Raw genomic sequence first — 19,888 nt, forward strand, 5'->3', positions numbered from 1 at the left:
ATCGAGTCATCCTTTAGCGCGCACTGTCTATCGTCCAATTTGTGATTCAAGGTCGTCCTTTGGCCACGTTTTTTAGACGTTAATTAGCTCAGTATAGTTATCATTTTTAGATTTAATATGTCGGGATCCATTTGAAGCCTTCGCAAGACGGCGGCAGGCCACCAAGGATATCGCCGAGTTTATTTTTTGTCTAAATATCTCAACCCATTGGAATCATTAAACTTGTCGCCTCACCAGTCAAGGAGGCCTCTATCTATTTCAGGTTACCCTGAGGAGGTGACTTTGCTGGCTTTGGCCTACACTGGGTAGATAGCCAAAGATTGTAATTCAGCACTCTGGGGGAGTGTTCTCATGGATAAACGATATCTCTTAACGGCCTTTAGCTACGCCCTGCTCGGGCTTGCGTTGGGCCTCTACATGGCGGCCTCCCACGACCATGGACAGCTGGTGACCCACGCCCATATCATGATGATAGGCTTTCTGATCTCCTTCAGTTATGCCCTCTGTTATCGCCTCTGGCTAGAGGCTTCTACGGGGGAGCACTCGGGTAAGCTGGTCACGGCGCAGTTCTGGTTGCATCAGCTGGGCACCATAGGGGTCGCCATCGGCCTGTTCCTGCTCTATGGCGAGTTTGTGGCGCTGGAAGTGGTTGACCCTTTCCTGGCGATCGCCTCCTTTAGCGTGTTCGGCGGCGTCTTGCTGATGATGGTGCAGCTGCTTAAGACCAGGCAGGTGGACTAAGCAGGCGGGCTAGGTTTTTAAATAAACCCATTGAGGAAGAGTAAATCCCATAAAAAAAGGTGAAGCAGTGCTTCACCTTTTTTGTGTTAAACACAGTCTTATGCCGTGTTTAGAAGAGTGGATTACTCGCCCTGTTCAACGCCTGCACGGTTGATCAGGAATTGAGTCAGCAGCGGTACGGGACGACCCGTTGAGCCCTTGTTGGCGCCACTGTTCCATGCGGTACCGGCCACATCCAGATGCGCCCAGTTGTACTTCTTGGCGAAGCGCGACAGGAAGCAGGCAGCTGTGATGGCACCGGCAGGACGACCACCCAGGTTGGTCATGTCGGCAAACGGACTTTCCAGATGCTCCTGGTACTCGTCCCACAGCGGCATGCGCCATGCGCGGTCACCACTCTGCTCGCCGGCGTTCAGTAGCTCGTGGGCCAGCGGGTTGTGTGAAGAGAAGAGACCCGAGGCGTGTTTACCCAAGGCGATCACACAGGCACCGGTAAGGGTTGCCGTGTCGACGACCAGCTCAGGGTCGAAACGCTCTACATAGGTAAGCACGTCACACAGTACCAGACGGCCTTCGGCGTCGGTGTTGAGCACTTCTACCGTCTGGCCCGACATAGTGGTCAGGATATCCCCTGGACGATAGGCGTTGCTCGACGGCATGTTTTCACAGCCAGCCAATACACCTACCACGTTGATCGGCAGCTTCAGCTCGCACAGGGCCAGCATGGTACCGATCACGCCTGCGGCGCCGCCCATGTCATATTTCATCTCATCCATGGCTTCGCCTGGCTTGAGCGAGATACCGCCCGAGTCGAAGGTCAGGCCCTTACCGACAAGTACGATAGGCTTCTCTGTGCTGTCTACCGCGCCCTTGTATTCCATGACGGTCATGACCGACTCGTTATGGCTGCCGCGGCCGACGGCCAGGTATGAGTTCATGCCCAGCTTGGCCATCTGCTCTTCGCCTACCGTGGTGACGGTGAGGTTTTCATGGTTCTCGGCAATCTGACGTGCCTGAGAGGCCAGGTAAGCCGGGTTACAGATGTTAGGTGGCATGTTGGCCACGTCGCGACACAGCTGGGTACCTGTCGATACGGCCATGCCGTGCTCGATGGCGCGCTCACCCACAGTGAGTTCGCGGCGGGTCGGTACATTGAAGACCAGCTTGCGCAGCGGACGACGGGTTTCGCCCTTACGGGTCTTGAGTGCGTCGAAGCTGTACAGACTATTTTGAGTCGATTCAACGGCTTCGCGTACTTTCCAATAGGTATCACGGCCCTTAACGTGCAGTTCGGTTAGGAAGCAAACGGCCTCCATAGAACCTGTGTCGTTTAAGGTGTTGATGGTCTTAGTGATGATCTGCTTGTACTGGCGTTCGTCTAGTTCTCGTTCTTTGCCACAACCTACAAGAAGGACGCGTTCACTCAACACGTTGGGTACATGATGCAAAAGTAGCATCTGACCTGGCTTACCCTCTAAGTCGCCGCGGCGAAGTAAGTTGCTAATGTAGCCTTCACTGATTTTATCCAGTTGCTCAGCAATACCAGAGAGGCGTCTAGGTTCATAGACACCAACGACAATACAGGCCGAACGTTGTTTTTCCGGGCTGCCGCTCTTAACGCTAAACTCCATGAGCTCTCCTAGATTCTTAAAGACAAATATTATTATTTATTAGATAATGTCTGCTTGTGTCCAAAACGGACCTAAAATTGGTACACCAATGTTAATTTTTCAGGTGTTTTTCTGCCATTTTTAGTTAAAGGCTGGTCACAAAACTACCAAAAGTAGACAGTCTACATGAAAAGTGGGCTGATACCAGCATAAATATAAGTTTAGGGACTGGATCCTGCCTGTGATTGTATTTAGATACTTGATTCGTGAAGTTTTAAAAGCGCAGATGGCAGTGCTTTTAGTACTGTTAGCTATTTTTATTAGCCAACATTTTGTTCGTGTACTCGCTGATGCATCCGATGGCGAGTTTCCCGCCTCTCTGGTGATGACCCTACTCGGGCTCAATCTTCCCTATCTTGCCGTGCTTGTGGTACCTCTGAGTCTGTTTTTGGGGATTCTGGTGGCCCATGGCCGTATGTACGCCGAAAGCGAGATGGTGGTCTTTCATAGCGTCGGCGTGAGTGAATGGTATGTCACCCGGGTGACCCTGCTGCTCGCCGTCGTCAATATGCTGTTTACTGGTTTTCTATCTATCTATGTCACTCCCTGGGCGGAAGAGACGCAAAACCGCGTGCTGGAGAATGCCCAGTCGGAAGCCGGTTTAGCGGCGCTGACCCAGGGACGTTTCCAGACCAGCCCTAACGGCCGCGCGGTACTCTTTGTCGAGCGTATCGGCCGCGACAATCAACTGGACAAGGTTTTCGTGGCGCAATTGCCCGACCCGGAAGATGGCGCCAGCCAGACCAATATCGTGGTGGCCCAAGGGGGCCGGGTGATCGAGGACGATACCGGTGAGCAGCGCCTGGAACTTAACGACGGGATTCAGTATCAGAACAAGCCGAATCGGCTCGATTATCAGGTGGTCGAGTTTGCCGGTTACGAGATGCAGATCAAGGAGCAGGAGGTGGATCAGCGTCGTCGCAAGTTGTCAGCCCTGCCTATCGACCAGCTGCTCGACACCGAGGGGCCCGAGGCGGTGGCCGAGTTCCACTGGCGCCTGGCCATCCCGCTGGCGATCCCCTTCATGACGCTGATCGCCGTGCCCATGGCGCGAGTCAATGTTCGTCAGGGCAAGTTTGCCAAGATGTTCCCGGCCATCTTGCTCTATCTGGGTTATTTCGGTCTGATGATCGCCGGGCGTAAGGCGCTGGAGGATGAGGTGATCCCCGCTTATCTCGGCATGTGGTGGATCCATGCCTCGGCGCTGTTTTTGGGTATCTTGCTCCTGAGTAAGGAGCGCCCCACAGGTGCCAAGCTTTCTGGCTTGATCAAGCGTAAGAAGGTGAATGCATGAGAATCTTAGATTTCTATATCGCCCGCGTCCTGGTCAGCACCTCGGCCCTGTGTTTGCTGGTGTTAACCGGCCTGTCTGGCATCATCAAGTGGGTGGATCAGCTGCGTCTCGTCGGCCGTGGTACTTACACCATGGTGGATGCCGCCATCTATGTGCTGTTTCTGATCCCCCGCGATATCGAGATGTTTTTCCCTATGGCCGTGCTCCTGGGGGCATTGATCGGTATGGGGATGTTGGCGTCCAACTCTGAGCTGGTGGTGATGCAGTCGGCGGGCCTTTCCCGCTTTCAGATCACCCTGTCGGCGATGAAGACGGCGGTGCCCCTGATGATCCTGGTGATGGCGCTGGGTGAGTGGGGCGCACCTGTTGCCGAGCGTCACGGTAAGGAGCTGCAGGCGGTCAAGCTCTCGGGCGGTAGCCTGTTCAAGTCGAGCCGCGGTATCTGGGCCAAAGATGGCGATCTGTTCGTCAATATCGGCGAGATAGAGGATATCAAGAGCCTGCACAATATAGTGCTCTATGAGTTCGATGATCACCTGAACCTGGTGGGGACCATAGAGGCGCGCCGCGGCGTCTATTCCAAGGATCATTGGCGTCTGCTGGATGTGCGTCAGACCAAGATCACGCCAGAGCAGGTGAGCCTGACGGATCTGACTCTGTATCGCTGGGAGTCGACCCTGACGCCGGATAAGCTCAGCGTGGTGTCGGTAAAACCCGAGGCCTTATCGATTCAAGGCTTGGTGGATTATCTGGAATACCTCAAGGTGAACAACCAGGATTCCGGCCGCTATGAGCTGGCGCTGTGGCGCAAGATCTTACAGCCGATCACCGTGGCGGTCATGATGCTGGTGGCGCTCTCTTTCGTGTTCGGTCCGCTGCGTACCGTGACCATGGGCGCACGAGTGCTGCTGGGCGTGGTGGCGGGCTTCAGCTTCTATATCTGTAACGAGATCTTTGGTCCCATGACCTTGGTTTACGGCCTGCCAGCCGTGCTGGGCGCCGTCATGCCGCCGCTCATCTTCAGTAGCGCGGCCATCTATTATATACGCCGCTAGGCCATTCTTTAGGTCTAAGGCAGTGAGAAAAGAGCCCATTAGAAATGAGCTCAATAAAAAAGGACCCTTAGGGTCCTTTTTTATGTCTGGGTTTAGCTTATACGCCGTGCCAGTTACGCATCTGGTTGGCTTCTTTTGACAGTACTACCACTTCCGAGCGAGTCATCATATCCTGTAGTGCCAGCTTATCGCCGTTGATTAGGATCCAAAGGTTGCCTATGCCAAGTAGCGACCATACTAGGCGGGCCGTGGCGGTGATCATGCTCAGGCTCTGGCCGTTGGGGTGCTGGATCTTCAGGCGCCAGGCGCGCATGCCCAGTGTCTGGCCGCCGTAACTCCAGAACAGCACATAGAAGAGGCCGACGCAGAAGGTGATCCACAACTGATACAGGCCTTTGTAGAGTGGGGTACCGTTGAGCAGATCCGAGACATGCTCGAAGCCATTCATGGCAAGCAGGCCACTGCTAGTGAGGGCGGTAAAGGCACCGAAGCCGATGGCACCGGCCACCATGTAGACGGCAACGGCCAGCAGGAGGTCGTACACTATCGCGCCCAGGCGGCGAAAGAAGCCGGCTCTGGGAAAATTGGCATGTTCAATATTAGACATTTAGGGCCTACATCATCTGGTAAAAGGCGAAAATGGGTGGCTTATTCTAGCTAACTTGGCCTTAGCTTTCATCCTGAGCGCTTTCATCTCGAATAAAGTGGATGTCGCTAAAGCCAAAGCGGGCGAACTCCTTCTGGCGATAGTCTTTCACCGCCTGGGAACCCTTGGATGTCATGGCGACCTGAGCCTCCATGGCGTGATAGCGGGTCAGATCGATCCCTTCGGCCGCGGCCACGGCTTCATAGATGTCATGAAACTTGTCGTAGACGAAGTTGATCTCTTTGTATTGATTTTTAAAGGTATAACCGACTCTGCGGGCCATAGTAATCTCTTATTCTTGAAGTGAGGCGCCGGAGGCGTGCGCAGCTATGGCATACACCATATAACAGGCATCTTCCGGGTAGCTGTCCAGGGATTTGTCGATTATACGCGATTTAAAGCCCATACGTTGCCAATATGTGTGGGCGCCGCCCACGGCCACTAGAGAGATGCTGTCTAGCCCCTTGTCTTGCGCCCGCTCGATGAGGCGGCTAAACACGGCCGCCCCCGCACCTAGTCCCCGAGCCTTGGCGGAAAAGGCGATGTCATGAAGATATAGCGTTTCCTGCAAAGGTGCCTGCTCAAGTACCTGCTCCAGGCTCGGCGGCAGATCACGTTGCCAGGGATGGGCCAGGCAATAGCCGATCACCGAGTCGTTCTGGGTGACCACATAGCAGGTATCGGGGGAGAGCATCGCCTTGCTCTGCAGGGCGTCGAGGGATTCGGGCTCGATATTGGGATAACACTCATCCTGAATGTGTAAAATGCTTGGCCAGTCCTGGGCCTGAATAGCTCGTATTTGCATCGCTAATGTTTCTAGTCGTAAGGGTAAAGGTCGATGGGGCAAAGGCTAGATGTTCGCACAGCTTTCAGGCCTTATCAATGGTGTTGGCCAGGGCGTTAAGATTAGCAAAAACAAATGTGAATATTGGCTATTTACTCAATTATTCAGTCTGTTATTCTCTAATCTCGGTGGCTCGCCTACCTTGGCAAGTCGTATCTTGTCTGAGCCGCCCAGTTAGCCATTTTTTGGATAGGAACAGGCGTATAGCAATATACGTGCGCGACATTAAGCGGGCCTTAAATCCCCCTGGGGCAAGAGGCATTTTCTCATGGAGAGAGACTGTGGATTTTTTACTGCTTACCGATAACTTACCCTACAGCCTGGCGCTGGCCTTAGTGATCCTCCTTGGCCTGGTCGAGGGCTTCTCTATGGTATTTGGCCTCAGCCTGTTTGGGCTGCTGGACGATCTGACCCCCATGGAGATGGACGCCGATGTAGACACTGGCGTCTCGGGTGTCACAGGTGTCGCCGGCTGGCTCTGCCTTGACCGTCTGCCCCTGCTCATCTGGCTGGTGCTGGCCCTGACCAGCTTTGCCATCGCAGGCTTTAGCATCAACTATCTGGCGCTATCGATTGATACTGCCTTGCCAGCTTCTTTAAGCATTCCGCTCGCCATAGTGCTTGGCGCACTCTCCTGTCGATTTCTCGGCGCCCGTCTCGCTAATCTGCTGCCCAAGAACGAAACGTCGGCGATCTCTGTGGATGACCTCAGCGGCCTGGTTGGGGTGGTGACCCTGGGCTGTGCCCGCAAGGGATTTCCCAGCGAGGCCGTGGTGAAAGATGCCTATCAGCAGAAGCACTATGTGTTGGTCGAGCCTGAGCTGGCCGGGGAGGCCTTCTCTCAGGGCACCTCTGTGGTGCTGTTAAACCGTAATGGCCAGGTCTGGTCTGTGGTGCAATTTAACAATGAAATTTAGTCTTTGGCAGCCTTAAGGTTTGCCGGAAAACCTGCTTACAACAAGCTTAGATTAAGGATGAAACATGAATGAAGTGGAAGGAATAGGCGTGTCATTGGGTGGCAGCTTTGTGTTTGTCGCCGCGGGCGCGGCGTTAATTGGCATCTTGGTGATCGGCCTGATATTTGCCAAGTTATATCGACGGGCCTCGAAAGAGACCGCCTTTGTGAGAACGGGTTTTGGCGGTGAGAAGATCATCAAAGATGGCGGCGCCATAGTGCTGCCTGTGCTACATGAGACGATCGCGGTGAACATGAACACCCTGCGTATCGAGGTGGAGAAGATGCAGAAAGATGCATTGATCACCAAAGATCGTATGCGGGTGGATGTGCGCGCCGACTTCTATCTGCGTGTCGCGCCGAGTGTGGAGGGGATCTCCATGGCCGCGCAGACCTTAGGTACCCGTACTACCCGGGTTGAAGAGGTGAAGAAGCTGATGGAGTCTAAGTTTGTCGACGTACTGCGTGCCGTAGCGGCCGAGATGACCATGACAGAGATGCATGAGCAGCGCGCCGACTTCGTGCAGCGGGTGCAGAACAACGTTGCCAACGATCTGGAGAAGAACGGTCTCGAGCTGGAGTCTGTCTCTCTGACGGGCTTCGATCAGACCGACCTGCAATTCTTTAATGAAAATAATGCCTTCGATGCCGAGGGTCGTGCTCGCCTGGCGAAGATCATCGAAGAGAAGCGCAAAGAGACCAACGACATCGAACAGGAAAACCGCATCAAGATAGAGCAGCGTAACCTGGAAGCCGAGAAGGAGTCGCTGGAGATCGAGAAGGCCGAAGAGGAAGCGCGTCTGGTGCAGCAACAGGCACTGGAGTTTAAGCGTGCCGAGCAGAAGGCGGAGATCCTCAAGAAGCAGGAACAGAAGAGCCGCGAAGAGAAAGAGGCGGAGATCGCCAAGGAACGTGCGGTAGAGACGGCGCAGATCGAGAAGACCAAAGATATCGAGACCCGGGAGATCGAGAAGCGGAAGGCGATCGAACAGTCACGCATTCAGCAGCAGCGCGATATCGAGGTGGCAGAGCAGGACAAGCAGATCGCGGTCGCCGAGAAGTCGGAAGAGGAATCAGCCGCGCGCGCCAAGGCCGCCGAGGCCGAGAAGCTTAAGGTTGAGAAAGAGGAAGCGGTTATTACCGTGCGTCAGGTGGCCGAGGCTAACCGTCGCAAGGAGATCGAGGTGATCGATGCCCGCAAGGAAGCCGAGCGTGATGCGGTGGGCGTGACGGTCGAGGCGGAAGCCGAGAAACGCGCCGCCGAAGATAAGGCAAGCGCGATCCTTACCGAGGCGAAGGCGGCAGCGGATGCCAAGAAGCTTAAGGCCGAGGCCGACGAGAAGGTATACGCGGTCGAGGCGGCCGGTAAGCAGGCGCTGCACGAGGCGGAAAACGTGCTCAGCAGCGAGCAGATCGAACTGCAAAAAGCGCTGGCCATGCTCAAAGCCTTGCCGGAAGTGGTGGCTCAAGCGGTCAAGCCGCTGGAGAACATCGAAGGGATCAAGATCCTTCAGGGCTACGGCATCTCGGGGGCGACTCAGGGCAATGGCGAGGCTGTACTTAGCCAGGGCGGTATCGCAGAGCAGGTGACCTCAGCGGCGCTGAATTATCGCGCCAACGCACCAATCGTCGATGCCATGCTCAGAGAGCTCGGCATGGTGGATGGCAAGCATGGCGGACTCAACGACCTGCTTAAAGGCCACAACATGATCACCCAGGATATGCTGGGCGCCGGCGAGATGAGTGACGAGAGTCAAGGGGCTCACTCTCCCTTGAACGGTAAGACGCCGCGCGAGGGCGATGCCGCCAACTAGGCGACATGACGATGACGAGTCAGCTTACAGAATAAAGCTGTCGGTAATAGAAGAAAAAAGGCTAGCGCATTGCGCTAGCCTTTTTGTTTGCCTTGTTGCGAGTTTAACCTAACTTAACCGAACTTAACTTAAGTAGCGCTGCTCCAGATGACGCTTGAAGTGAACCGGGTTTAGCACTTCGCCGGTCACTTGCGTCACCAGCTCATCTGTGGTCAGAAGCGATCCTTGAGACCAGATGTTTTGGTTGAGCCAATCCATAACCTGGGTGATATTGCCCTGCTCAATCAGGCTGTCGATATTGCCCAGCGCCTTGACCATGCTCGCCTTAAACTGGGCCGCGTACATGGCGCCCAGGCTGTAACTCGGGAAGTACCCCAGCTCGCCTACAGGCCAGTGGATATCCTGCATGCAGCCGTTGCGATAATCTCCCTTAGTGTATAGCCCCAAAAGGCTCTGCATCTGCTGGTCCCAGAACTCGGGAAGGTCGGCGACCTCTAGGCTTTGGTCGATAAGGCCTTTCTCTACCTCATAGCGCAGCATGATGTGACAAGGGTAGGTTACCTCGTCGGCATCGACTCGTATGAGGCCTGGGGTGACCCGCTGCACTAGGTGTGCCAGGGACTCCTGAGTGAGTTGGCTGCCCAGATGATGATTAATCTTCTCTGTCAGCAGGGCGATCATCGCCGGGCTTCTGGCCAGCTGCATCTCGAAGAACAGGCTCTGACTCTCATGGATTGCCATGGAGCGAGCCAGTCCTACCGGTTGACCACGCCAGTCGATGGGCAGTCCCTGCTCGTAGCGGGCATGGCCCACCTCGTGGATGGTGCTATAGAGAGAGGTGACAAAGTCGGCCTCATCGTAGCGGGTGGTGATGCGCACATCGCCGGGCACGCCGCCCGAGAAGGGGTGGCTACTGGTGTCCAGGCGTCCCTGATTAAAATCAAAGCCGAGTAGCTTCATCACATCCAGGTTGAGGGCCTGCTGGGTGCGGGCGCTGCTGTGGGGGATGGCTACGACTTGCCAGCTCCGCTGCCTGGCCTGTACCTGCTGTATCATATCGGGCAGCCAGGTTCTGAGCTCGCCAAACACCTTGTCGAGCGCCGCCGTTTGACAGCCTGGCTCGAACTTATTGAGCAGGGCATCGTAAGGGGAGAGTTGTTGGACCTCGCCTAGGATCTGCGCCTCTTCGCGCACCAGGGCGATCACCTTCTCCAGGTTTGGCCTAAATCCCTGCCAGTCATTGTCTTTGCGTTGCTGACGCCAGGCATGTTCGCAGGCGTAGGTGAGCGCCGTCTTCTGCTGCACCAGCTCGCCGGGTAGGGCGGTGGCCTGTAGCGTGTGATAACGCATCTCTCTCAGGTTGGCCTTCTGCTGCGCGGTTAAGGCCTCTTCGCCTGCCGCGGCTAATCCATCCACCAGAGTGGGGGCGGTCTTGAGTGTGTGAATATGCAGGGCCAGCTCGGCCATCGCCTCGCCCCTTCCTTGGCTGCCGCCACTTGGCATCATGGTGGCCTGATCCCAGTCGCCCAGGGCTTGCAGGTGCTGGAAGTGATGGATCTGTTTAAACGCGGCGCACAAGGCGTCGTAGTGCGGCGTCGCCGAATCTTGCTTGTCTGCTGTCATAGCCTCTGTCCATAGTGTCTGTCGATCTTAAGTTATTGGCTGACATGCTAACACGAGAATGGCCGGAAACGAGTGTCGATATGCGAGTGTCGATAAGCAAGGCCGTCTTGGTTAAGACGGCCTGTAACAGAAGGCGAGCTAAGGTGTGTTTAGGCTTTCAGCAGCGCCAGCGCCGGCAGGCGGTTGCCTGGATAGAGGCGATAGGCCTTATGGTGTTTGATGCAGCTGGCTTTCTTGTCGCCCTGGCTCAGCAGCAGCGCGTGCTTGACGGCGTGTTGGGCGATCAGCTGCTCGTCGGCGCGCATATAGAGGGTGATGGACTTGATAAGCTTACCCTCGACCAGATGCTGCTCATACTGCTCGACCGAGATCACCAGGCTGTTTTGACCATCGCTGTCGAGCCTAAGCTTGCCGCTCACCTCACAGTCGAGGATGACCAGCCAACCCTGGGCTTCGAGGTCGGCAATCAGCGCAAGCAGCGACTGACCTACCTCGGCGTTTTCCATGGCCGGTAGGTATTGATTTTCGATTCGTTGCAGCAGCTGGGGGAGCTGGGCGCCGGCGCCCTTGCTGCGTCCCTCTCTTATCCAGCGGGTCAGATCCTCTGCCACCAACTTGGAGAAGCGTCGCTCCTTGAGTGATTGCACCATCCAGTTGCAGAGGAAATGGCTTTCTGCCGCCGGGGTCTTGATGCTGCCTGGATTGGCGTTACGCGCCGCCAGGTCGGCGAGGCCCGCCTGGGCTAATGCCACTAGGGCCTGGTTGTAGCTTTGCTCAGTCATTGCGTCTCCACGCAAAAGAAAAAGGGATGCGGTGGCGAGTATACCCTATCGGCGCGCTTATCAATATCGGCAGCATAAAGAAAACCACCGCGGTGTGTGGCTACGCGGCGGTTTGTCTAGCTGTAAGCCCTGTCATTTGCTTGGGCTGTCGGCATTAATATTTGCTAGCGTTGTAGGGGCTAATCTTTGCTAGCGCTGTTGGCACTTTTGCCTACAGGGGGATGAGGCTCGCCGCGGTGAGGATAAGCTTAGGCTCGGCGCGCACCTTGTAGTTAGGGTTGATGTATTGAAAGTGCACCAGTCCCGTCTTGTCTGTGATATAGACAGCGGGCACCGGCAGCACCAGACGAGACTCGCCGGCGGCGTTCTTTCACAGCTTGTTTTTCAGCTGCATCTTGGCCATGTATCTATCCGAGATGGTCTGACTGGTGAAATAGGCAAGGCCGAAGGCGCGCATGGCGTTGAGGTCTGCATCCGAGACCAGGGTGTAGTTGAGATCGTTCTTGGCCATGGAGGCGCGCAGATCCTCTGGTACATCGGGCGAGATGCCAATCAACTGAAAGCCCATCTTGAGGAGATCGCCTTCGATCGCCTGCAGCTGACCCATCTGCGCGTTACAGAAGGGGCACCAACCGCCACGGTAGAAGAAGATCACGCTGGGTTTTCCCTGAATCAGCTGCTGTAGATCTATGTTGTCACCATTAAGTGCTTTGACTTGAATCGAAGGCACCTCTTGGCCGTTGAGTAGCGGTGAGATTGCCGTTGGGCTCTCAGCGATGGCCTTGGCAGCTATGGACTTATCGGTAACGGGCTGAGCGTTGGCAGACTCTGCCGCGAAGAGATTTGCTGCAAATGGCAGGCTCAATAATGTAAAAATCAGGGCGCTCAACAGCGCGCGCGTGTAGGAATTATTCGTCTTGGTCATAGGCTGGCCTTCTCGTGATTGTTTTAGGTGTCGAACAGACCCAGGTGGAGGCGTTAATCTGTCACCCCGATGTAGAATTAATCGATGCGATCAAAAAAGGCACTGTTAAGTGCCTTATTTGATTAGATAATAATTTTGTGACCGTACGTCGATTATTTTTGCTTCTTTATTTTCGCGTTGGATGAGTTCTTCACCTTCACCCGGCGAGTACCCATGTTCTTCTCGGCGATCACCTGAGCGCCCACGTTGTCGCTGCGCTGCTGCTTCTTGGCGAAGCTGCGGCGCTTCTGCAGCTGTTTGATCAGGAGATCGCGACTGCCCACCTCGTAGCCTGGGATGGTGATCCGGCGGATCTTATTGCCGATCAGCTTCTCGATATCGGCCAGGGTGCGCTCCTCTTCACGGCTCACCAGGGAGATGGCGACGCCACTACGTCCGGCGCGGCCAGTACGACCGATACGGTGCACATAGTCTTCTGCCAGGAAGGGCAGGTCGAAGTTGACCACATATTCCAGCTCAGGGATGTCCAGACCGCGGGCGGCGACCTCGGTGGCCACCAGGGCGCGTACCTTGCCCTCTTTAAATTCTCGCAGCGCACGGCGACGATTGCCCTGGGCCTTCTCGCTGTGAACTACAGCCGATGGGATGCCATCTAGGTTGAGTTCTTTCACCAGGACGTCGGCGGCTTCGCGGGTGGCGGTAAATACCAATACCTGTTGCCAGTTCTTCTTGCCGATAAGCTCGGAGAGGAGTTCACGCTTGCGACGCTGCTCTACCGGGTAGACCACTTGACTGACGGTCACCGCAGTAGTGTTCTGCTTGTCGACGGCGATCAGCTTAGGCTTGACCAGCATCTCGTTGGCCAGCTGCTTAACGGCGCTGGAGAAGGTCGCCGAAAACAGCAGGTTCTGGCGATCGCGATTCACCTGCTGCAAGATCTTCTGGATGTCGGTGATGAAGCCCATGTCCAACATGCGGTCGGCCTCATCCAGCACCAGGAAGTCGACATTAGAGAGGTTGAGGTTACAGGCTTGCAGGTGCTCCAGCAGACGTCCCGGGGTGGCGACTATGATGTCGGCGCCCTTCTTGACCTTGGCCGCCTGGGTATCCATCTTGACGCCGCCATAGACTGTGAGTACCGAGACAGGCAGGTAACGACTGTACTGCTTGATGTTATCGGCCACCTGGGCCACCAGTTCACGGGTGGGGGCCAAGATCAGGGCGCGGGTGTTGGAGCGCTGGGTATCGCTTGGAGTGTCGAACATCTTCTGCAGGATAGGCAGGGCGAAGGCCGCCGTCTTGCCGGTCCCCGTCTGGGCGCTGGCCAGCACATCCTGTCCGCGGCGAATCGCCGGGATGGCCTCTTTTTGAATGGGCGTCATTTTTTGGTACCCACATTCTGAGATGGCATGCAAAATCTCGGGTGCAAAACTGAAAGATTCAAATCTCATTGGGATATCCTGTTGTTTACCTTTAAAATAACGACATATCAAATTGAGTTTAGTCCAGACTCGAGCCGTACCTTAACCCATAACGCCTCTGGGTCACAAAGGCGGGCGCGGAGTATAGCAAAATTTTCGGTTAAAACCTGCACTTTTATCTGCCGTGATTCACATGTCTCTCAACCTATTGGGTTTATTTGACACCTAAGCGCGCTGAACTAACCTTATTAAGTTAACGTTTGGAGGTTGTCACAGGCATGGAGGCTTAGGTGTATCGTTATTTGCCCCAACTGCAAGGCAGCAACCTGCTTTGGAAGAGGGGATGAGATGTCGATAAATGTCTTGATCGTCGATGATTCGCTGAGCGCCTGCCGGGTGCTCAGTCGTCACTTTTTGCTACTGGATGTGGACAAGGTCGAGTTCTGCCGCGACGCCCGTAGCGCCATTCGTACCCTAAGCAAATATAGCGATGACTACCAGATAGTGGTGGTGGACCTGCATATGCCCGAGGTGGATGGCATAGAGTTTCTGATGCGCCTGAGCAAGATGGAGTTTAAGGGAGGCATCATCATCGCGTCGGGCATGGAGTCGCGCATCGTCGAGGCGGCTTCCCAGCTGGTGGAGGCCTCTAAACTCAGGCTGTTGGGGGCCCTGATGAAGCCGGTGACTACGGAGCAGCTCAGGGTCTGTGTAGAGCGCTATCGTCTGATGTCTTTCCAGGTCGCCGGTGTGCGTCACAAGGGACAGATGAGCATCGATGAGATCCGCCGCGCCATCAACTCTAACAAGATCATCCCCTACTATCAGGCGCAGGTGGACATCGCCAGTGGCAAGATAAAGGGCTTCGAGGTGCTCTGTCGCCTACAGCAGGGCAACCGCCTGCAGCTGATCACCCCGGATAAGTTTATCGATGTCGCCGAGTGCAACAACGCCCTCAACAGCCTGACGACTAAGTTGCTCAATAATGCGATCCCAGAGTGGGCGCTGATCAGCCAGTTCGAGTCGTGCAAACAATGCCATCTGTCGATCAATCTGACCCCAAAGCAGCTCAATCAGAGTGGCTGGCATACCCGGCTGTTGCAGTACTGCGAGCAAAACCTGGTGTCGCCCTCACGGCTGACGGTGGAGATCACCGAAAATCAGGTGCTGGACAAGCAGCGCCAGCATTCGACCATCAGTCAACTGAGGATGAACAGTATCGGCGTCGCTATCGACGATTTCGGCACAGGCTATACCAATCTCTCCCAGTTATGCACCCTGCCCATCAGCGAGTTGAAATTGGACCGTAGCCTGGTGCATGGTATACACAAAGATCCCGTCTCCCAGACCATACTGCGCTCTATGCAGGCGATCAGCGGCAAACTCGGCATTCATCTGGTGGCCGAAGGGGTCGAGGATATCCATGATCTTAACTACCTGGAGCAGGTTAAAGATATCTCCTTGCAGGGCTATCTCATCTGTCGCCCTAAACCCTACAGTGAGCTGGTGCGTTGGCTAAAGGCGCGGGAGCGTCTGGTTCAGGCCTAGAAAAACAGCACCCTGGGGTGCTGTTTTTCTAATGGTTTTTTTATGCTTCTTTTTATGGCTTTTTAAGGGTTAGATGGCCTCAGTCGCCTTGAGCAGCCAGTCTAGCTCAGCGCCCTGCATCAGCGGGCTCAGGGTCTCCCTGACTCTTTGATGGTAGGCGTTGAGCCAGTTGACCTCGGCGTCCGTAAGCAGCTGTTTATCGACCAGGCGGGTGTCGATGGGGATCAGGGTGATGGCATGAAACTCATAGATCTCACGCTCGGCGCCGGCCAGCGCTTCACAGGCCTGCACAGCGACAAGGTTTTCGATGCGGATACCGAAGGCGTCGGCCCGGTAGTAGCCTGGCTCGTTCGACACCACCATGCCCGGCAGCAAGGCGACGCCATTGCTGTTTTTGGCGATCCGCTGCGGTCCCTCGTGTACGCTGAGAAAGTGGCCCACGCCATGGCCCGTACCATGGTCGTAATCGAAGCCATGTTGCCACAGATATTGACGGGCGAAGCCATCGAGCTGCTGACCCGTGGTGCCTTTAGGGAATTTGGCCTGATCAAGGGCGATATGCCCCTTGAGTACCAGGGTGACCATCTTACGTTGCTCGTCGGTGACCTCGCCGATGGCGATGGTGCGGGTGACGTCTGTGGTGCCATCCAGATACTGGGCGCCCGAGTCCACCAGGTAGATGCTGTCCATGGTCATCATGGCGGGAGTGCCATTGTTGTGGTTGTAGTGACACATGGCCGCGTTGGCGCCAGTGGCCGAGATGGTATCGAAGCTTGGCTCGCGATACTGAGGATCTTCCAGGCGGAAGCTCTCCAGTTTATCGGCCAGGGTGCCTTCGTCATAGAGACGATTTGCCGCCACTTCAGCGTCGAGCCAGGCGAGGAAACGGCTCACGGCAACGCCGTCACGAACATGGCAAGCGCTGAGCCCGGCAAGCTCAGCCGGGTTTTTCTGTGCCTTGGGCAGGGCAACCGGATCTTGACCGGCGATAAGCCTTGCACCAGCCTGTTGGGCCGTTAACTGCATCCAGGCATTTGCGCTGTCAGGGTCGGCCAGCAACTTGACGCCATCGAGCTGAGACAATACGCCTTCGAGTTCAGACTCGGCCTTGAAGCTGACGCCGTCACCCACATGAGCCTGAATTCCCTCAGGCAGCTTGGTCAGATCGGTAAAGAGTGTCATCTCACCATTTTTATGCAGCAGGGCGGTACCTAGCACCACGGGCAGGCGCGGCACGTCGTTGCCGCGAATATTCAGTAACCAGCAGAAGGAGTCCAGTGCGCTGATCAGTGCCACATCGGCACCCGCTGCGGCCACGGCCTTTCCTATCTCCTCACGTTTCACTGCGCTGCTGACGCCGGCGCTCTGCTCGCTAAACAGGCTAATAGGGGCGCTGGATGCGGCCGGTCTCTCTTGCCAGTGGCGATCGATAGGGTTTTCTTGGACGGCAACCAGCTCGATGCCGGCGCGCTGGCACTGAGCCTCGGCCTGCTGCTGCCAGCTCAGGGTATGCAGGCGTGGGTCATAGCCGATGCGGGTGCCTTCACCTAGCTCGGCGATAAGCCAGGGGATCTGTGGGGTATCGTGTAGGCTCTGATAATCGAACAGGCTATTGTCTACCTGCTGCTTAACCTGGACTGTGTAGCGACCATCGACGAAGATGGCGGCGCGCTGTTTGAGCACTATGGCCATGCCCGCCGAACCGGTAAAACCTGTGAGCCAGTGGAGTCTTTCATTACGCTCGGGGACATATTCGCCCAGATATTCGTCGGCCCGCGGGACGATGAAGGCATCGAGTGTTTGGCTGAGCATGTCGCTTCTTACGGCGTGTAGACGTTGTGCGGTTACAGATGTCATGAAGTCTCCTTTAGTACCCACTTGCGGGGCCATCTAATCGTGGCCTTCTGGGGTTAAGCGAATAGGCTTGGCTCTGTCTCTACAGATTGAGATATGGCCGAGTTGTCGCCGATTATCGCAGCTCAGGGAGGGAGTTGGAAGGGAAGCGCGAAAAAGCCCAGGGGCGACGCCGTAAAGTCTGACCAGCCTTTGAGGGGATGTGAGTCAGAGGGAGAGGATTTATTGAGGCGATTGAATCAGATAGCGGCGAAGGGGAGGGATGAAATCCCCAATAACGGCGTTCAAGGCTGGTAAATTTCGTCATGAGTCAGTATTTTGCTCGTAAGTAAAACATTTGTGATTAATTTTATGCCTAGAAATGTATGGGTGTTAACCCTGGCCCAGGCCTTTGCCATGAGTGCGACCCCCATGATGATGTTGCTCGGTGGCCTGATTGGCGCGGAACTGGCGCCAACACCCGCCCTGGCAACCCTGCCGATAGCCATCATGGTGATTGGGGTGGCTGTCTCAGTAGTGCCGGTCAGCCGTTTGATGCGCCGCTTCGGCCGTAAGAAGATCTTTCTGCTGGGGACGGGCCTGGGGGTCTGTGCCGGCGCTCTGGCGGCCTTTGCGACCCAGGCAAAGCTTTTTGTGCCTTTCTGCCTCAGTGGGCTACTGCTTGGGGCCGCCGGGGCGATAGTGCAGCAATACCGCTTTGCCGCGATGGAGTCGGTTGACGCGCTCGATAGCGCCAAGGCGGCGTCACGGGTCTTGGTCGGTGGATTGGTGGCCGCCATCGTGGGGCCTGAGCTTGCGGTGATGGGTGAGAACCTGTTCGCTACGCCCCACGTGGGCGCCTTCCTGTTTCTGATCTGTGTCTGCCTGATGGCGGGACTGGTGCTCTGTTTCTATCAGGATAATGATCAGGACAGACCCGCTCATGTGATCTCGCATCAAGGCGTACGTCCCCTTGGCAACATCTTGCTGCAGCCCGCTATCTGGACCGCCATCGGCGCCGCCACCATAGGCTATGGCATGATGAGTTTCATCATGACGGCGACACCGCTGCACATGCATCATATGGAGCACTATTCCCTGGCCGATACCAAGTGGGTGATCCAGAGCCACATCATCGCCATGTATTTTCCCTCGTTGTTTAGTGGATACCTGGTGGCCAAGTTTGGCACCAGCCGCATGATGCTGGTGGGGCTGGCGGCCTATGGCGTGACCATCACGGTGGCCTTGCTCGGGCGCGAGTTGCTTAACTACTGGACGGCTCTGGTGCTCTTGGGGATCGGCTGGAACCTGTTGTTTGTCGCCGGCACCGTCTTGTTGCCTCGTCACTATCACAGCGAAGAACGCTTTAAGGTTCAGGCCTTTAACGATGCCTTCGTCTTCGGCTCCCAGGCGATAGCCTCCTTGAGCGCCGGCTGGGTATTGCACTGGTTAGGCTGGGAGGTGATGTTGCTCACCTGTATCCCTCTGTTGGCGATACATCTGCTGTTGATGGCCTGGGGCAGGGTGCCGCTGAAGCTGGCAGGCCAACAGAAAGTGGATGAAACCTGATGGCCTTTGGTGGAAATTCAATCAAAGCAAAGTGTTAGTCGCATTTTATATAGTATCAGCCGATGCTTTTTGTGATAAAATTTAGCGATACACAACTCTCTCTACTCATGGCATCGAGAAGCGTCTTGCTGCAATGAGCGAGGCGGCTACGGAGCTCGATATGCAATCCCTGACCATAGATATTGGCGCGACGACCGCCCTGTTCGAAATTGAGACTCAGGGGCGCACCGAGCAATACAAGATAGCGACGGGTGAGCACTTTACCCTGGACGATCTCAATGGCCATATCGCCGATATCGAAGCCGACTACGACCTGAGTGACTATGCCCTCGGGGTAGCGGTGCCCGGGTTGGTGAAGCAAGACACACTCATCGCCTGTAAGGCGGCGCCCAAGCTCAACGGCCTGTCGCTGGCACAGCTCAAGACGCGGGCACGTTTTAGTCTGCTCCATAATGATATCGATGCCGGCATGCTGGCGGTATGCGAGACCAAAAACGCCTGCGAGCTGCTCTTGATGAGCGGCGCCGGCATAGGTATGGCGATCGCCATCAAGGGCGAGCCTTTTCTCGGTGCCGGTGGCGTCGCCGGTGAGCTCGGTCATTGCCGGGTGATGACCGAAGGGGGCGAGTACAGCCTGGAGCAGCTGGCCAGTGGCGAGTCGATTAGGATACGCGGCCTCAAGAGTCCGCAGGAGCTCTATCGAGCCGGCAGCTACCTGGGAATGGGGATTGCCTGGACCATCAACCTGCTAAATCCAAATCGAATCTGGCTTGCGGGCCCCATGATGAACCAACCCGACTATTACAAGGGCTGTGTCGAGTCTCTGAAACAACTGGCCTTAACCTCGCCGCTCGGTGATGTGAATATCGCCCGGGTCGACGATATGGAGACTCTGGTGTGTCGCGGCCTCAAGGTACTGCTGGCTAAGCATGCTCAGCACGGCGAGTAAGTGTTTGGGCTTATAAGCCAGTTAGGCCTTTATCCTGCACTCTGTGATAACAGGCTTTATCGAGAGTGAACGCTTAGCTCGATAGTGCCAGGTTTGTTTACATGCTAAGGGCTCTTTATCTGGCTAAGGGCTTCCCACAACGCTAAGGGCTCTCTTTAACGCTGAAGGCCTCCCTTAACGCTAAGGGTTTTCACGCCAAGCTGATTGCCGAGTTTTGGT

Annotated in this window: 18 protein-coding genes; 8 read left to right on the forward strand and 10 right to left on the reverse strand. The window is 55.7% G+C overall.

Annotation, left to right across the window (positions count from 1 at the left end; all coding sequences use genetic code 11):
* The first annotated feature begins 351 nt into the window (after positions 1-351).
* Entirely contained in the window at positions 352-741 is a 390-nt protein-coding gene (locus L1D43_RS02120; protein ID WP_239849772.1) for a TonB-dependent receptor, read from the forward strand.
* Positions 742-863: 122 nt separating this feature from the next.
* On the opposite strand, the gene pepA is transcribed toward L1D43_RS02120, so the two are convergent.
* Positions 864-2,372: a leucyl aminopeptidase gene (pepA, locus tag L1D43_RS02125; protein ID WP_239849773.1), complete on the reverse strand. Its 1,509-nt coding sequence runs from the start codon at positions 2,370-2,372 to the stop codon at positions 864-866.
* Positions 2,373-2,592: 220 nt separating this feature from the next.
* Between pepA and lptF the strand changes: the two genes are divergently transcribed.
* On the forward strand, positions 2,593-3,705 hold the full coding sequence (lptF, locus tag L1D43_RS02130) for an LPS export ABC transporter permease LptF (protein WP_239849774.1): 1,113 nt from the start codon (positions 2,593-2,595) through the stop codon (positions 3,703-3,705).
* Positions 3,702-4,760 (forward strand): LPS export ABC transporter permease LptG, encoded by a 1,059-nt coding sequence (gene lptG / locus L1D43_RS02135; protein WP_239849775.1) that lies wholly within the window; start codon positions 3,702-3,704, stop codon positions 4,758-4,760. The genes lptF and lptG overlap by 4 nt, the downstream gene beginning before the upstream one ends.
* A 97-nt stretch (positions 4,761-4,857) precedes the next feature.
* Here the strand turns inward: lptG and L1D43_RS02140 are convergent, their stop codons facing one another.
* The 3 genes from L1D43_RS02140 to L1D43_RS02150 all read right to left on the reverse strand — a co-directional run bounded on the left by L1D43_RS02140 (position 4,858) and on the right by L1D43_RS02150 (position 6,211).
* Positions 4,858-5,367: an RDD family protein gene (locus L1D43_RS02140; protein WP_239849776.1), complete on the reverse strand. Its 510-nt coding sequence runs from the start codon at positions 5,365-5,367 to the stop codon at positions 4,858-4,860.
* Positions 5,368-5,428: 61 nt separating this feature from the next.
* Positions 5,429-5,689, reverse strand: coding sequence for a DUF2960 domain-containing protein (locus tag L1D43_RS02145; protein ID WP_239849777.1), 261 nt, complete (start codon positions 5,687-5,689; stop codon positions 5,429-5,431).
* 9 nt (positions 5,690-5,698) lie between these two features.
* Positions 5,699-6,211: a GNAT family N-acetyltransferase gene (locus L1D43_RS02150; RefSeq protein ID WP_239849778.1), complete on the reverse strand. Its 513-nt coding sequence runs from the start codon at positions 6,209-6,211 to the stop codon at positions 5,699-5,701.
* A gap of 320 nt (positions 6,212-6,531) precedes the next feature.
* Here L1D43_RS02150 and L1D43_RS02155 point away from each other — a divergent pair, with 320 nt between their 5' ends.
* Both L1D43_RS02155 and L1D43_RS02160 read left to right on the forward strand, forming a co-directional pair.
* Positions 6,532-7,167, forward strand: coding sequence for a YqiJ family protein (locus L1D43_RS02155; RefSeq protein WP_239849779.1), 636 nt, complete (start codon positions 6,532-6,534; stop codon positions 7,165-7,167).
* 64 nt (positions 7,168-7,231) lie between these two features.
* Positions 7,232-9,019 (forward strand): flotillin domain-containing protein, encoded by a 1,788-nt coding sequence (locus tag L1D43_RS02160; RefSeq protein WP_239849780.1) that lies wholly within the window; start codon positions 7,232-7,234, stop codon positions 9,017-9,019.
* Between the two features lie 123 nt (positions 9,020-9,142).
* Here L1D43_RS02160 and L1D43_RS02165 read toward each other — a convergent pair whose 3' ends face one another.
* The 5 genes from L1D43_RS02165 to L1D43_RS02180 all read right to left on the reverse strand — a co-directional run bounded on the left by L1D43_RS02165 (position 9,143) and on the right by L1D43_RS02180 (position 13,800).
* Positions 9,143-10,642: a carboxypeptidase M32 gene (locus L1D43_RS02165; protein ID WP_239849781.1), complete on the reverse strand. Its 1,500-nt coding sequence runs from the start codon at positions 10,640-10,642 to the stop codon at positions 9,143-9,145.
* A gap of 149 nt (positions 10,643-10,791) precedes the next feature.
* A complete protein-coding gene (locus L1D43_RS02170; RefSeq protein ID WP_239849782.1) occupies positions 10,792-11,424 on the reverse strand; it encodes a DUF2913 family protein in 633 nt (210 codons plus the stop codon).
* A 211-nt stretch (positions 11,425-11,635) separates the two neighbouring features.
* A complete protein-coding gene (locus L1D43_RS19835) occupies positions 11,636-11,758 on the reverse strand; it encodes a hypothetical protein (protein WP_275659039.1) in 123 nt (40 codons plus the stop codon).
* Positions 11,759-11,794: 36 nt separating this feature from the next.
* Complete coding sequence (locus L1D43_RS02175; protein ID WP_239849783.1) at positions 11,795-12,349, reverse strand: peroxiredoxin-like family protein; 555 nt, start codon at positions 12,347-12,349, stop codon at positions 11,795-11,797.
* 152 nt (positions 12,350-12,501) lie between these two features.
* Positions 12,502-13,800: a DEAD/DEAH box helicase gene (locus tag L1D43_RS02180; RefSeq protein ID WP_239849784.1), complete on the reverse strand. Its 1,299-nt coding sequence runs from the start codon at positions 13,798-13,800 to the stop codon at positions 12,502-12,504.
* A gap of 318 nt (positions 13,801-14,118) precedes the next feature.
* Between L1D43_RS02180 and L1D43_RS02185 the strand changes: the two genes are divergently transcribed.
* Positions 14,119-15,318: an EAL domain-containing response regulator gene (locus L1D43_RS02185; RefSeq protein ID WP_239849785.1), complete on the forward strand. Its 1,200-nt coding sequence runs from the start codon at positions 14,119-14,121 to the stop codon at positions 15,316-15,318.
* 69 nt (positions 15,319-15,387) lie between these two features.
* On the opposite strand, the gene L1D43_RS02190 is transcribed toward L1D43_RS02185, so the two are convergent.
* Positions 15,388-17,175: an aminopeptidase P family protein gene (locus L1D43_RS02190; RefSeq protein ID WP_239849786.1), complete on the reverse strand. Its 1,788-nt coding sequence runs from the start codon at positions 17,173-17,175 to the stop codon at positions 15,388-15,390.
* A gap of 348 nt (positions 17,176-17,523) precedes the next feature.
* Here L1D43_RS02190 and L1D43_RS02195 point away from each other — a divergent pair, with 348 nt between their 5' ends.
* Both L1D43_RS02195 and L1D43_RS02200 read left to right on the forward strand, forming a co-directional pair.
* Positions 17,524-18,720: an MFS transporter gene (locus tag L1D43_RS02195; RefSeq protein ID WP_239849787.1), complete on the forward strand. Its 1,197-nt coding sequence runs from the start codon at positions 17,524-17,526 to the stop codon at positions 18,718-18,720.
* A gap of 160 nt (positions 18,721-18,880) precedes the next feature.
* Entirely contained in the window at positions 18,881-19,669 is a 789-nt protein-coding gene (locus L1D43_RS02200; protein ID WP_239849788.1) for an ROK family protein, read from the forward strand.
* The last annotated feature ends 219 nt before the right edge of the window (positions 19,670-19,888 follow it).

The sequence above is a fragment of the Shewanella sp. Isolate8 genome, assembly GCF_022398495.1.
GTDB classification, from domain to species: Bacteria; Pseudomonadota; Gammaproteobacteria; order Enterobacterales; family Shewanellaceae; genus Shewanella; species Shewanella aquimarina.